Origin of the sequence: Pseudomonas algeriensis (assembly GCF_048847255.1) — a bacterium.
Taxonomy (GTDB): domain Bacteria; phylum Pseudomonadota; class Gammaproteobacteria; order Pseudomonadales; family Pseudomonadaceae; genus Aquipseudomonas.
Genome location: NZ_JBKKRK010000006.1, coordinates 38,687 through 52,658 on the forward strand (window position 1 = coordinate 38,687; position 13,972 = coordinate 52,658).

Consider the following 13,972-nt stretch of genomic DNA (forward strand, 5'->3'; position numbering starts at 1 on the left):
AAATCGAGTTCGCTGCTATAGGGCTGCCGCGCAGCCCAGCGGGAGCAAGCTCCCTCGCCACGGGGATTGGTGCCCTGAGGCATCTCAGTTAAGGCAACACTTCTTCGGCCACCTGATCGATAGCCGCTTTGGTGATGTCGACGATCAGGTCCGCATCCTCGCGAGTCAGGATCAATGGCGGGGCGAAACCCAGGATGTCGCCGTGGGGCATGGCGCGGGCGATCATGCCGCGCTCCAGGCAGGCCGCCGATACCTTGGGGCCAACCTTGAGGGCCGGGTCGAACGCCGTGCGCTGTTCGCGGTCGGCCATGAACTCCACTGCGGCCAGCATGCCGTCGCCGCGAACCTCCCCCACCAGCGGATGACCTTCCAGCGTTTCACGCAACCGACGGTTCAAGTAGCCGCCAACATTCTCGGCGTTGGCCGTGAGGTTTTCCCGTTCGAGGATGTCGAGGTTGGCCAACGCCGCCGCCGCGCAGATCGGATGCCCGGAGTACGTCCAGCCATGGCCCATGGCGCCTTCGGTCTGGGAGGCTTTTTCAATCACGCTCCAGACCTTATCGCCGATGATCACCGCCGACAACGGTGCATAAGCACTGGTCAGCCCCTTGGCCGTAGTGATCAGGTCCGGCTTCATGCCGTAGCGCTGGCTGCCCATCTTCGAACCCAGGCGACCGAACGCGCAAACCACCTCGTCGGCAATCAACAGCACGTCGTATTTTTTCAGTACGGCCTGGATCGCCTCCCAGTAACCGGCGGGCGGGACAATGATGCCGCCAGTGCCCATCAGCGGTTCGCCGATGAGTGCCGCCACGGTGTCCGGGCCTTCGGCGAGGATCATTTTTTCCAGTTCATCGGCGCAATAACGCACGAACGTCGCTTCGTCCATCCCCGCCGGTGCCTTGCGATACCAATGCGGGCAAACGGTGTGCTTGATCCCCTCCGCCGGCAGGTCGAAATGTTGGTGAAACGCGGGCAACCCGGTCAGGCTGCCGGTCATGATGCCCGAGCCATGGTAGCCACGGTCGCGGGAAATGATTTTCTTCTTTTGGGGCCGGCCCAGCACGTTGTTGTAGTAACGCACCAGTTTGATCTGGGTTTCATTGGCATCGGAGCCGGACAAGCCGTAATAAACCTTCTTCATCCCCTCCGGCGCCCAGTCCATGATGCGGCTGGACAGCTCGATGATCGCCTCGCTCGAATGGCCGACATAGGTGTGGTAATAGGCCAGTTCCTTGGCCTGCTTGTAGATGGCATCGGCCACTTCGGTACGCCCGTAGCCGATATTCACGCAGTAGAGGCCGGCAAAGGCATCGATGAACTCGCGGCCTTCATGATCGCGAATGCGGATGCCCGACGCGCTCTTGATGATCCGCCCCTTGAGCGCGCCGCTGGCATGGTCATGGGCGTGGGTTGACGGGTGCATGAAATGCGCACGGTCTTGTTCGAACAGCGTGTTGAGTTCTTGGCTCATGCGGACTCTCCTGGGAACTGGCCTTGATGGTGCAGGCAAAAGTATTTGGTTTCGACAAAGGGCTCGAAGCCCTCGCTGCCACCCTCGCGACCGAGGCCCGAGGCTTTCATGCCACCGAAGGGGATCGGGTGGCCGGTGAACTTGACGCCGTTGACCGCAACCATGGCGTGGTCGAGACGGCGGATCAGTGGGTAAATGACATCCAGGCGGTTGGAGCAAATATAGGCGGCCAGTCCGTACTCGGTGTCGTTGGCCATTTCGATGGCTTCGTCCAAGGTGTCGAACGGCAGCACCCCGGCGATCGGCGCGAAGTTTTCTTCACGGTAGATGCGCATCTGCGGCGTGACATCGGCCAGCACGGTGGGCTGGTAGAACAACCCGCCCAAGGCATGGGCCTCGCCACCCACCAGGCGTTGAGCCCCCAACGCCAGGGCGTCGGCCACACGATCGGAGGTCGCATCGAACGCGGCCTGATGCATCAAAGGACCGACGTCCACTTCCTGTTCCTGCTGATCGACCATGGCCGGCCCGACCCGCAAGGCGCGCACCGCTGCGGCGAAGCGAGTGAGAAATGCCTGGTAGACCGGGCGCTGCACCATGATCCGGTTGGCCGCGCAACAATCCTGGCCCGACGTCTGGAATTTCGCCTCGACGGCAACTTTCACCGCCAGCGTCAGGTCGGCATCGGCGCAGACAATGAACGGCGCGTTGCCGCCCAGCTCCAACGCGACTTTCTTCACATCATGGGCCGCCGCTTGCAGCACCAGTTTGCCGACCCGGGTCGAGCCGGTAAAACTCACCGAGCGTACGCGGCGGTCCTTGACCAAGGTCTCCATGACCATTTGCGGCTCGCCCAACACCACGTTGAAAACTCCGGCGGGAAAGCCGGCCTCTTCGGCCAGTTGGGCCAGGGCCAGGGCTGAATACGGGGTTTCGTGGGCCGGTTTGATCACCACGGTGCAACCGGCAGCCAGCGCGGCGGCGGCCTTGCGGGTGATCATTGCCGAGGGAAAGTTCCACGGCGTGAGCAGCGCGCAGACGCCCACCGGTTCCTTGATCGTGCCCAGGTGCGCGTTGGGGATATGGCTGGGGATGTTCTGGCCGTAAAGGCGTCGGGCTTCTTCGGCGAACCAAGGGATAAAGCTGGCGGCATAGGCGATTTCGCCACGGGACTCGGCCAACGGCTTGCCCTGCTCCAGGCTCAGGATGCGCGCCAGATCCTCGCGGTGCTCGGTGATCAACTGCGCCCAGCGCCGCAGCAACGCGCCACGGCTATCCAGGCCCTGTTCGCGCCACGCTGGGAATGCGCGATGCGCCGCGTCCACCGCCGCGACGATCTGCGGCGGGTCGAGCATCGGCACATGGCCGACGACCGTGCGGTTGGCCGGGTTGTGGACGGCGACGCTGTGGCCGCTGTCGCTGTGGACCCAATGGCCGTCGACGTAGCAAAGCGCTTTGAACAACAGCGGATGTTGGTAAGGCATGGCGTTCACTCCAGAGCGTGTGCGTAAACCCATGCTAGGGCAGCGACGCTTGAGTTTTCGGGTGTTTGAGCAGCGTCAGACCTTGGGTTTTTTCTGGAAAGAACAGGGCGTAAAGTGGTTTCTGCGGTGCTCAGGAGGACGATGCCAGCTCCGCCGGCAACGCACCGGCGGTCTTGATGGTCTTGGTGACGATGTAGGTGAAGTAGCGTTCGATGCCAAGGTCTTCGAGCAGCAATTGGTCGACGAAACGTTGATAGGCATCGACGTCGGGCGCCTGGATCATTGCCAGGTAATCCACCCCGCCGCCGGTGGCATAACAAAACGCCACTTCGGGCGCGGCGACCATGCGCTGTTCGAAACGACGCATGTCCTGGGCGGTGTGCCGGGCCAGGGAAATCTCCACCAACACTTGTTGACGCTTGAACACCGCGCCCCAATCGATCTGCGCCCGATAGCCAACGATCAGGCCCGCCGCTTCCAACTTGCGCACCCGCTCCCAGGCCGGCGTCACCGACAGGTTGATGGCTTCGGCCAGGCTCGACTTGGTGATCCGTCCGTCGTCGGCGAGGATTTGCAGGATCTTCAAGTCGTAGCGATCGAGCTTGTGCATTGGACAGGGCTCTCCAGACAATTCAAATTTCACACCGTCCCTGTGGCGAGGGAGCTTGCTCCCGCTGGGCCGCGCAGCGGCCCCAATAGCAGCTTCGTAATCGCTCAGATCAAAAAGCGACGACTGCTTCGCAGCCGAGCGGGAGCAAGCTCCCTCGCCGCAGTGTGTGTGTCAGTTGAGGTGCATTACGCCAATACATCCGCAATCACCACCAACGTATCGCCACACTGCACCAGCCCGGGAAAATGCCGGGCCGCGAGCAGGCCGCTGCGGGCGGCGCGGTATTCGACCGGGGCGACGCCGCTGCGGGTGGTGTCATGGATGCGCGCCACCACCTCGCCTCTGCTCACGTTTTCACCGAGGTCGCGGCACATCTCCAGCAAACCGTTGTGCTCGCTGGCGATGAAACAACTGGCGTCCGGCATGTCGAGCACCAACGACGGCTGTAACTCGATAGAGCCCCGCAGGATGCCGGCGTGGATCAGCACGTTGCGCACCCCACGCTCGGCAATCGCCACGCTGCGGGCGGTGGACGAACCGCCGCCGCCCAGCTCGGTGGTGACGAACACCTTGCCCTGAGACTCGGCGGCGGTGTCGTACATCGACCCTGCGTCCAGCTCCAGCATGTGCATGCAATACGGCGCGTTGAAGGCCAGCATCCCGGCCTCGCAGCGGGCCTGTTGCTGTTTGTCCGGCAAGACGTGGCAGGCGGCGAATGGCAGGAAATCCAGGGTCCGGCCACCGGAATGAATGTCCAGGACAATGTCGGCCAGGGGCAGCAAGGTGCGGTTGAAGTAGTCGGCGATTTTCTCCGTGACGGTGCCGTCTGGCCTACCGGGAAAGCTGCGGTTGAGGTTGCCCTTGTCGATCGGCGAAGTCCGGCGCCCGGCATGGAACGCCGGGGTGTTCATGAACGGCACGATGATCACGCGTCCGCTGATTTCATCGGCGGTCAATTGCTGGGCCAGTTTGCTCAGGGCCACCGGGCCTTCGTATTCATCGCCGTGGTTGCCACCACTGAGCAGCGCGGTCGGGCCGCTGCCGCGCTGGATCACGGTGATGGGAATCATCACCGCGCCCCAGGCCGAATCGTCCCGGGAATACGGCAGCTTGAGGAAGCCGTGTTGCACGCCTTCGCGGGTGAAATCCACCGTGGCGCTAATGGGGTTGATCGGCAATTCAGTCATGGGTCAGTCCTTCACGAACAATTGACGAGGCACATTGCACAGCGTCTCGACGCCAGTCTCGGTGATCAGGATGCTCTCGGTGATCTCCAGGCCCCAATCGTCCATCCACAGCCCGGGCATAAAGTGAAACGTCATGCCCGGTTGCAACACGCTGTTGTCGCCGGGACGCAGGCTCATGGTGCGCTCGCCCCAATCCGGTGGATAACTGATGCCGATGGGGTAACCGCAACGGCTGTCCTTGTGGATGCCAAACTTCTCCAGCACCTTGAAAAACGCCACGGCGATGTCGCCCGTGGTATTGCCCGGCTTGGCCGCGTCCAGGCCGGCGGCGATGCCCTCGACCACGGCTTTTTCACCGTCGAGGAAATGTTGCGGCGGCTTGCCCAGGTAAATGGTGCGCGACAGCGGGCAGTGGTAACGCTTGTAGCAACCGGCGATTTCAAAGAAGGTGCCGGCGCCCTTTTCGAACGGCGAATCGTCCCAGGTCAGGTGCGGCGCGCTGGCGTCGGCGCCGGTGGGCAGCAGCGGCACGATGGCCGGGTAGTCGCCGCCATGGCCGTCGGCACCGAGGATGCCGCTGCTGTAGATCTCGGCCACCAGTTCGTTCTTGCGCATGCCCGGCTCGATCCGTTCCAGGATCCGCCCGTGCATGTTCTCGACGATGCGCGCGGCGATGCGCATGTAGGCGATTTCCTGGGGCGACTTGACGGCGCGCTGCCAGTTCACCAACCCCGCCGCATCCACCAGCGTCGCGTCGGGCAGATTCTTTTGCAGGGACAGGTAGGCGGCGGCGCTGAAGTAGTAGTTGTCCATCTCCACGCCGATGTTCAGGGCGCCCCAGCCACGGGCGATGATCACCTCGCGGGACAGATAGTCCATGGGGTGGCGCTCGCGGGACTGCACGTAGATGTCCGGGTAGCCGACGATGTTGTCGGCCTGCATGAACACCGTGCGCCTGGCACCGTTGGCATCCTGGCCGCGACCGAACCACACGGGCTCGCCGTCCAGCGCCAGCAGCACGCACTGATGCACATAGAACGACCAACCGTCATAGCCGGTGAGCCAGGCCATGTTCGACGGATCGGTGACCAGCAACAGCTCCAGACCTTGGGCCTGCATGGCCGCGCGAACCTTTGCCAGGCGCTGGGCGTATTCCTCCCGCTGGAACGGAAGATTGACGACTATCTCTGACATCCACCTGCCCTCTGTTGAATGACTCATGAACAAAATGATCTAGCGACCGAACGCAAAGCCCTTGCCCGCCACCCGCGCCCGCTCGAACGCCAGGTTGGCGATGGCGGTGTCCTGGGCGCCGGTGCCGGTGAGATCGCACAGCGTCACTTGCGCGGCATCGGAGCGCCCCAGCCGTTGCCCCGCCAGCACTTGTCCCAGCTCTGTCAACGCCAGCTCATCGCGAACGGTGCCGGCGGCCAAGGCGTGGTGCAGCTCGCCGAGCACGCGGGTCTGGCTCAGGCGATCGGCGACATAGCAATCGACGGCCGCCAACGCTTGCGGCGAGATTTCGTTTTTGTGTTCGGCGTCCGAGCCCATCGCTGTGATGTGCAGGCCGGGATGCAAATGACGGGCTTCGATCAACGGCTCGCGACTGGGGGTGCAGGTGATGGCGATGTCCACGCCTTCCAGGGCGGCGTCAATGGCGTCGCACGGCGTGACGGCAAGCCCCGTGTCCCGCGCCAGCGCAAGGCCGAATGCCTGGGCTTTTTGTGCATCACGCGCCCAGATCCGCACCTCGTCGATGGGCCTCACCAGCCGCAACGCCTGAAGCTGCAATGCCGCCTGTTCACCCGCACCGATCAGCGCCACGCTGCGGCTGTCCTCGCGGGACAGACAACGCGCCGCCACCGCCCCAGCCGCCGCCGTACGGACGGCGGTGAGGTAACCGTTGTCCAACAGCAGCGCTTCCAGCAGGCCGGTGCGCGCCGAAAGCAGCATCATCATGCCGTTCAGGCTGGGCAGGCCGAGCTTGGGGTTGTCGAAAAAGCCCGGGCTGACCTTGATGGCGAAGCGTTCAAGGCCTGGCAGGTAAGCGGTCTTCACATCCACCTCGCCGTTGTGCTCGGGAATGTCCAGCCGCAGGATCGGCGGCATCGCCACGGCGGCGGTGGCCAGCAGCACAAAAGCCTGCTCGACGGCGTCGACGCTGGCCAGGTCGAGGGCCACGCAGCTGCGCAGGTCAGCTTCGCTCAATAGGGTGACTTCACTCATGGCAGGCTCCGTTAAAGGGGATCAGGCGTTGGCGCCAGCGATGACGCGGGCATGTTGTTCGGTGTCGACGTTGCGCCCGCTGACCACCAGGACAATGGGTCCACGCGGCTCGACCAGGCCGTCGAGCAGCGCCGCGATGCCCACCACCGCGGCGCCTTCGAGCACCAGGCGTTCATGGTGATAGGCGTGGCGGATGGCATGGGCGATGGACGCTTCCGAGAGCAGGTGCAGGTCATCGATCAACTGCCGGGTCATGGCGAAGGTGTAGCGGTTGTCCAGCCCGATACCGCCGCCGAGGGAATCGGCCAGGGTCGACAGTTCTTCGACATCCACGGGCTGCCCAGCGGCAAGGCTGGCGTGCATCGCCGCGCCTCGGGCCATGCTGATGCCGTGGATCTGAATCGCTGGATTGGCGCTTTTGAGGGCCAGGGCAACGCCGGCGAACAGACCGCCGCCGGACAACGGAACGAGGACCTGGGCCACGTCCGGTTGCTGTTCCAGGATTTCCAGGCCGAGGGTGCCTTGGCCGGCGATGATCGCCGGGTGATCGAAGGGCGGCAGGAAGGTCGCGCCCTGCTCGTTCGCGATGCCCTCGGCTTCGCGCTGGGCATCGTCCTGGGACTGGCCGACGATGCAGACCTCGGCGCCGAGGTCACGGATCGCTTGCACCTTGTTGGATGGCACCAGGTGAGACAGGCAGATAATCGCCCGCACGCCTTGTTGCGACGCGGCGTGCGCCAGCGCCCGGCCGTGATTGCCAGTCGACGCCGTGACCACGCCGCGCGCCTTCTGCTCGACGCTGAGCTGCGCCACCGCATTGCTCGCGCCACGCAGCTTGAAGCTGCCGGTGATCTGCAGGGATTCCAGCTTGAGGTATACGGGCACGCCCATTAGTCGCGACAGGCTAGGGGAATGCTCCATGGGCGTGCGCCTGACCTGCGACTCGATGCGCTGGCGAGCGAGGTAAATGTCCTGAAGCTGCAACCCTGTCATGACCGCGTCCCGAGCAGATGTGTTGGGCGCAGTCTAAGAGGGCAGGATTGTGGTGATGAATGTACTAGGGCAATTTAGTTTGCATTCACTATCGACCAAAAGAGATGACCACAATCCTCAAAGAACACCTCGCTCCCTGTGGCGAGGGAGCTTGCTCCCGCTGGTCTGCGCAGCAGACCCAACTCCTTTCAACCAGACGCACCTGCAGACGTTTAACTGTTTTTACGACTGCTTCGCAGCCGAGCGGGAGCAAGCTCCCTCGCCACAAAGGCACCTGCAACTTTGGGGTAAGCCCACCGCTTGCCCATCAAAAATCATGAATCTGCGGATATTGATTGAAGATCTCCCGCATGCCGATCAACGCATGGCGCATTTCTTCATCGCTGCATTCGGCGCCGACGCACACCCGCACCGCGCGCGGCCTGGGGGTGCCGCGTACGGTGAACGGATCGGGGGACGTGACGGCGATGTGCTTGTGGCGCAACGCCCGCACCAGGCTGTCCACTTCCCAGTGCGGCGGGATGCCGATCCAGGCATTCAAGGCATGAGGATGCTGGGCCAATACATGCTCACCCATGTATTCGGTGACCATCGCCTGGCGTCCGGCCAACAGGCGCCGTTGAAGATGCAGCAGCGAATCGGCGCGGCCGTCGCGGATCCAGCGGGCGGCGATTTCCGAGACCATCGGCGTGGCCATCCAACTGTTGACGCGCAGAATGCTTTCGGTGCGCAGCGCCAGGCGCTTGGGCACCACCAGATAACCGATCCGCAACCCCGTGAGCACGGACTTGGTCATGCTCGTGCAATAGAACGACAGCTCCGGCAGGTAGTGGCTGATGGGCGGCGCGCGGCGTTCGTCCAGCAGCGGACCGTACACATCGTCTTCGATGATATGCACGCCAAACCGTCGGGCGATCTCGGCGATTTCCCGGCGGCGGGCGTCGGGCATCAGGCTGGTGGTGGGGTTGTTCAAGTTTGGCGTGCACACCAGGGCGGTGATGCGCTCGTTGCTGCACATGTCCTCGAAGTGTTCGGGATCGATGCCATGGCGGTCAGTGTCCAGACCCTTGAGGGTAAAGCCCAGCACCTGGGAGTTGCCGATCACGCCGTGGTCGGTCAGCCCTTCGCAGAGCACCACATCGTCGGGCCCGGCGAGGGATGCCAGGGCGAGAAAAATGCCATGGGCGGCGCCATTGGTGATCAGCACATCGTTGCGATCGACCTTCAGGCCTTGGCGCCCGATCCATTGCACCGCCGCTTCGCGATGGGATTCAAAACCGGCTATCGGACGAAACGCATGAATCCAGGGCTGGTCTTCTTCGGTGCTCAGCTCGGCGCAGGTGTCGCGCCAGAACTGGTCGTGCTCGCGGGTGTGGAGAATGCGCGTGATGGAGAAATCCACCAGCGCCCGCTCGGGGCTGTCGAGTATGTAAGTGGCGACCCGGTCGCTCATGCGCCGCGAGACGAAACTGCCGCGCCCTACTTCGCAACGTACCAGCCCTTGGCGCTCCAATTCTTTGTAGGCATTGGTGACGGTCTGCACGCTGATGCCCATGGCGTCGGCTACCTGCCGTTGCGGCGGCAGGCGCTGGTCGTTGGCCAAGGCGCCCTGTTCGATGTCATCGGCGATCGCCTGCACCAGGATCTTGTATTTGGATTCACCACTGCGGGCGAGGTCCAGGGCTGACTTCCATTTATCCATAACGGCTGCAACCGGCGTGAGGACGGGTGCGCACAGCATTGCGCGGCCATCGCGCCAAAGCAATTGTCCTAGTGCAATACAATCCGCGCCGGGGCTTTTGTATGCTCGGTCCAAGGTCATCGTCCAGGCGGGTTCATTACCCCGACAAAAAGCCGGATCGACCTGTACCGGCGCCGCTACCGATTCCAGGCCTCGCCCGGATCCGCCGCCGTACGCTTTGCTCTTGTCACACTGCCTCCTAACACAGAACCGTCCGCTGACGGATCCACAAGAAACAGGAGATTTTATCGATGAGCAATTTTCTTCCCGGCACCTGCGCCCCCTTGCGTCGGATGTTGTTGACCTGTGCCGCACTGGGCCTGGCCGGCAGCGTCCAGGCCGCCACGCTGGACACCATCAAAAGCGACAGCAGCATCCGCATCGGCTACGCCAACGAAACCCCGTTTGCCTTCACCGAAACCGACGGCACCGTCACGGGTGAATCGCCGGAGATTGCCAAGATCATCTTCGCCAAAATGGGCATCAAACAGGTCAACGGCGTGCTCACCGAATGGGGCTCACTGATCCCTGGGCTGCGCGCGGGTCGCTTCGATGTGATTGCCGCCGGCATGTACATCACCCCGGCACGCTGCAAGCAAGTGTTGTTCACCGATCCGCAATACCAGCTGCCCGATGCCTTGCTGGTGGCCAAGGGCAACCCGAAAAAACTTCACAGTTATGAAGACATCGCCAAGCAACCGGATGTGAAGCTGGCAATCATGGCCGGCACGGTGAACCTGGCGTACGCTCGTGATTCCGGGGTCAAGGATGAACAGATTCTCCAGGTGCCCGACACCACCGCGCAATTGCAAGCCGTGCGCGCCGGTCGCGCCGACGCCGCTGTCGGCACCCAACTGACCATGAAAGGCCTGGCCGCCAAGGGCGGTGACAAGGTCGAGGCGATGACTGAATTCAAGGACGACCCGTCCCACATCGGCTATGGCGCCCTGGCCTTCCGTCCCGAAGACAAGGACCTGCGCGACGCGGTCAACGCCGAGCTGAAAAAATGGCTCGGGTCGGAAGAACACCTCAAGGCCGTCGCGCCGTTCGGTTTCGACAAATCCAACGTCACCAGCAAGACCGCGGCCGAGCTCTGCGCTCAGCCCTAATGGCACGCCGAAACGGGCATGACGCGCGGTGCGTGATGCCTGTTCCCTGCTTCATCGGACATCGGGTTGAACCATGGGCGAATTACTTCCGTTATTGATTCAAGGGGCCTGGGTCACACTCCAGGTGACTTTCTTCGGCTCGCTGCTGGCGATTGTCGCGGCGGTACTCGCAGCCCTCGGACGGCTGTCGCCGTGGCGCGCGTTGCGCTGGTTTTCCATCACCTACATCGAAGTGTTCCGAGGCACGTCGCTGCTGGTGCAATTGTTCTGGCTGTTCTTCGTGCTGCCGCTGCCGCCGTTCAACATCGAGCTGAGCCCCTACGCCGTGGCGATTGTCGGCCTGGGCCTGCACATTGGCGCGTACGGGGCCGAGGTGATGCGCGGCGCCATCAGCTCAGTCGCCAAGGGCCAATACGAGGCCTGCACGGCGCTGAACTTCAGCGGTTTCACGCGCTTCAAGCGAATCATCCTGCCCCAGGCGTTGCTGGCGGCCATTCCACCCGGCACCAATTTGTTGATCGAGTTGCTGAAGAACACGTCGCTGGTATCGCTGATCACCTTGTCGGACCTGAGTTTCCGGGCGCGCCAGTTGGATCAGGCAACGTTCCAGACCCTGGAGATCTTCAGCCTGGCGCTGGTGATGTATTTCATCCTCGCCCAGGCCATCAACTTCGGCATGCGCAACATCGAGCGGCGGCTGAGCCGGGGCCGGATGCGTGGAGGTCTGTCATGACACTGTTCGACTGGTCTTACGCCGCGCAAATCCTCCCGGACCTGCTGCGCGCCTCCCTCAACACAGTGGGCATCACCTTGATCGGCTTTGTGATTGCAATCGTGCTGGGGCTGTTCCTTGCGATTGGCCGGCGCAGCCGCCGATTCTGGCTGTCGTGGCCGGCCACGGCGGTGATCGAATTCATCCGCAGCACGCCGTTGCTGATCCAGGTGTACTTCCTCTACTACGTGCTGCCCAACTACGGCCTGAGCCTGACGGCCATGCAGGTTGGCATCGTGGGCATCGGCCTGCACTACGCCTGCTACATTGCCGAGGTCTATCGCAGCGGCCTCGACGCGGTGCCTCGGGCGCAATGGGAAGCGGTGACAGCATTGAACATCGCGCCATACGACGCGTACCGCAACATCATCCTGCCCCAGGCATTGCGCCCCATCGTGCCGCCGCTGGGCAACTACCTGGTGGCAATGCTCAAGGACACGCCGGTGCTGTCGGCGATCACCGTGGTGGAAATCATGCAGCAGGCCAAGAATATCGGCTCCGAGCACTTCCGCTACCTGGAACCGATCACCCTGGTCGGCCTGTTCTTCCTCGCCCTGAGCCTCGCCTTGGCTTATCTGGTACGGCGCCTTGAAACGCGCATGGAGCTACGCTAATGACTTTACCTCTGTCCACGCCCACCGATCTGTCCCGGCGCAGCACGCTGGCATCGCAGCAGGAGGCCCCGGCCATGAACGTCCCGACACCGTCCCGGCCAATTGTGAGTTTCCAGGACGTGACCAAAAGCTACGGCAGCTTCACAGTGCTCGACCATTTGAACCTGGATGTCGCGCCCGGTGAAAAAGTCGCGATCATCGGCCCCAGTGGTTCCGGCAAATCGACGCTGTTGCGGGTGTTGATGACCCTGGAGGGTATCGACCAGGGCCAGATCCGCATCGAGGATGATTCGCTGACCCACATGCCCAACCGCAACGGTGTGCTGGTGCCCGCTAACGACCGACACATCCGCCGGGTGCGCGGCAAGATCGGCATGGTATTCCAGAGCTTCAACCTGTTTCCCCACATGACCGCGCTGCAGAACGTCATCGAGGCGCCCGTGCAAGTGCTGGGCATGAACCCGAAAGAAGCCCGCGAGCGTGCCGCCGACCTGCTGGAGCTGGTGGGCCTGGGCAACAAGCTAGACCATTACCCGTCGCAGCTGTCTGGCGGCCAGCAACAGCGGGTAGCGATTGCCCGGGCGCTGGCGATGCGGCCCAAGGTGATGCTGTTTGACGAAGTGACCTCTGCGCTGGATCCGGAGCTGTGCGGCGAAGTCTTGAACGTTATCCGCAAACTCGGCGCCGAACACAACCTGACGATGCTGATGGTGACTCACCAGATGGGCTTTGCCCGGGAGTTCGCAGACCGGGTGTGCTTCTTCTACAAGGGCCAGATTCACGAACAGGGCACCCCGGCGCAGATTTTCGAAAACCCGCAGCAGGAGCGTACGTGTGCGTTCTTGAGTGCGGTGAAAGAGGCGAACTGACCCCTAATTACTCAAGTGAACACCTCCGTGGCGAGGGAGCAAGCTCCCTCGCCACAAAAGCCCAAACGCCAGTCGCAAAAAAAGAGGGACCCCATTTTCGGGGTCCCCCTTTCGTTTACAGCCCAGCGATCAAGGATACTGCTGGTAAGTCTGCCCCTGCTGCTCCGGCGCCTGGTACTGCTGCCCCGGAATGGCCTTGAGGTTGACCTCGACGCGACGGTTCTGCGCACGGCCGTTGACGTCGCTGTTGCTCGCCACCGGGTTGTCCGGGCCGGCGCCACGGGCCGAGAGGTTGGCACCGCTCACGCCCTGGGACGTCAGGTAGGTCGCCACGCTCTGGGCACGGCGCTGGGACAGGTCCATGTTGTGCTGACGGCTGCCAGTACTGTCGGTGTAGCCGACGATTTCGATCTGGTTCTGGTTGAATTCCTTGAGGGAGTTGGCCAGGTTGTTCAGCGGCTGGTAGAAACTGGAGGCGATGTTCGCCGAGTCGGTGGCGAAGGTGATGTTGCCCGGCATGATCAGCTTGATCTGGTCGCCCTGGCGCTGCACCTCAACGCCGGTATTGGCCATGCTCGCACGCAGCTTCTTTTCCTGCTGGTCGGCGTAGTAGCCGTAGCCGGCCGCCGAGGCGCCAACCACCGCAGCGCCGATCAACGCACCCTTGCCCCGGTTATCGTGACCGATGGCCGCACCGGCCAGTGCCCCGGCCAGCGCACCGAGGCCACCGTACTTGGCGGTTTTGCTCATGCCCGACGAGTCGGTAGAGGCCTGGCCCTGATTGTCATAGGGGTTGGGCGACGCACAGCCGGACAACAGGGCCACGGCGGTAGCGACAACGATCAAGCGACGCGAGGTGAACATGAAGATGCTCCTGGGATTTTCAGTCTGGT

General features: G+C 62.9%; 13 protein-coding genes. 4 read left to right on the forward strand and 9 right to left on the reverse strand.

Annotated elements, in window-relative coordinates:
- Positions 1–88: 88 nt before the first annotated feature.
- From ACLK1G_RS10885 to ehuR, 8 genes are all read right to left on the reverse strand, one after another.
- Positions 89–1,474: an aspartate aminotransferase family protein gene (locus tag ACLK1G_RS10885; protein ID WP_420765440.1), complete on the reverse strand. Its 1,386-nt coding sequence runs from the start codon at positions 1,472–1,474 to the stop codon at positions 89–91.
- The gene (locus tag ACLK1G_RS10890) at positions 1,471–2,958 is read right to left on the reverse strand and encodes an NAD-dependent succinate-semialdehyde dehydrogenase (protein WP_420765441.1); all 1,488 of its coding nucleotides are present in this window, start codon (positions 2,956–2,958) and stop codon (positions 1,471–1,473) included. Before ACLK1G_RS10890 ends, ACLK1G_RS10885 begins: the two co-directional genes overlap by 4 nt.
- 130 nt (positions 2,959–3,088) lie before the next feature.
- Positions 3,089–3,568 (reverse strand): Lrp/AsnC family transcriptional regulator, encoded by a 480-nt coding sequence (locus tag ACLK1G_RS10895; protein ID WP_420765442.1) that lies wholly within the window; start codon positions 3,566–3,568, stop codon positions 3,089–3,091.
- A 185-nt stretch (positions 3,569–3,753) separates the two neighbouring features.
- The gene (gene doeB / locus ACLK1G_RS10900; RefSeq protein ID WP_420765443.1) at positions 3,754–4,755 is read right to left on the reverse strand and encodes a N(2)-acetyl-L-2,4-diaminobutanoate deacetylase DoeB; all 1,002 of its coding nucleotides are present in this window, start codon (positions 4,753–4,755) and stop codon (positions 3,754–3,756) included.
- A 3-nt stretch (positions 4,756–4,758) separates the two neighbouring features.
- Positions 4,759–5,949: an ectoine hydrolase DoeA gene (gene doeA, locus ACLK1G_RS10905; protein ID WP_420765444.1), complete on the reverse strand. Its 1,191-nt coding sequence runs from the start codon at positions 5,947–5,949 to the stop codon at positions 4,759–4,761.
- Positions 5,950–5,988: 39 nt separating this feature from the next.
- Complete coding sequence (eutC, locus tag ACLK1G_RS10910; protein ID WP_420765445.1) at positions 5,989–6,981, reverse strand: ectoine utilization protein EutC; 993 nt, start codon at positions 6,979–6,981, stop codon at positions 5,989–5,991.
- A gap of 21 nt (positions 6,982–7,002) precedes the next feature.
- Positions 7,003–7,974 (reverse strand): hydroxyectoine utilization dehydratase EutB, encoded by a 972-nt coding sequence (gene eutB / locus ACLK1G_RS10915; protein WP_420765446.1) that lies wholly within the window; start codon positions 7,972–7,974, stop codon positions 7,003–7,005.
- Positions 7,975–8,281: 307 nt separating this feature from the next.
- Complete coding sequence (gene ehuR / locus ACLK1G_RS10920; RefSeq protein ID WP_420765447.1) at positions 8,282–9,676, reverse strand: MocR-like ectoine utilization transcription factor EhuR; 1,395 nt, start codon at positions 9,674–9,676, stop codon at positions 8,282–8,284.
- Positions 9,677–9,966: 290 nt separating this feature from the next.
- On the opposite strand from ehuR, the gene ehuB reads away from it, so the two are divergent.
- The 4 genes from ehuB (at position 9,967) to ehuA (ending at position 13,079) form a co-directional block, all read left to right on the forward strand.
- The gene (gene ehuB / locus ACLK1G_RS10925; protein WP_420765448.1) at positions 9,967–10,824 is read left to right on the forward strand and encodes an ectoine/hydroxyectoine ABC transporter substrate-binding protein EhuB; all 858 of its coding nucleotides are present in this window, start codon (positions 9,967–9,969) and stop codon (positions 10,822–10,824) included.
- A 73-nt stretch (positions 10,825–10,897) separates the two neighbouring features.
- On the forward strand, positions 10,898–11,557 hold the full coding sequence (gene ehuC, locus ACLK1G_RS10930) for an ectoine/hydroxyectoine ABC transporter permease subunit EhuC (RefSeq protein ID WP_045156852.1): 660 nt from the start codon (positions 10,898–10,900) through the stop codon (positions 11,555–11,557).
- A complete protein-coding gene (gene ehuD / locus ACLK1G_RS10935) occupies positions 11,554–12,210 on the forward strand; it encodes an ectoine/hydroxyectoine ABC transporter permease subunit EhuD (protein WP_420765449.1) in 657 nt (218 codons plus the stop codon). Before ehuC ends, ehuD begins: the two co-directional genes overlap by 4 nt.
- Entirely contained in the window at positions 12,210–13,079 is an 870-nt protein-coding gene (gene ehuA, locus ACLK1G_RS10940) for an ectoine/hydroxyectoine ABC transporter ATP-binding protein EhuA (protein WP_420765450.1), read from the forward strand. Before ehuD ends, ehuA begins: the two co-directional genes overlap by 1 nt.
- A gap of 129 nt (positions 13,080–13,208) precedes the next feature.
- On the opposite strand, the gene ACLK1G_RS10945 is transcribed toward ehuA, so the two are convergent.
- On the reverse strand, positions 13,209–13,943 hold the full coding sequence (locus tag ACLK1G_RS10945) for a YiaD family glycine zipper/OmpA-like lipoprotein (protein WP_420765451.1): 735 nt from the start codon (positions 13,941–13,943) through the stop codon (positions 13,209–13,211).
- Positions 13,944–13,972: the final 29 nt, after the last annotated feature.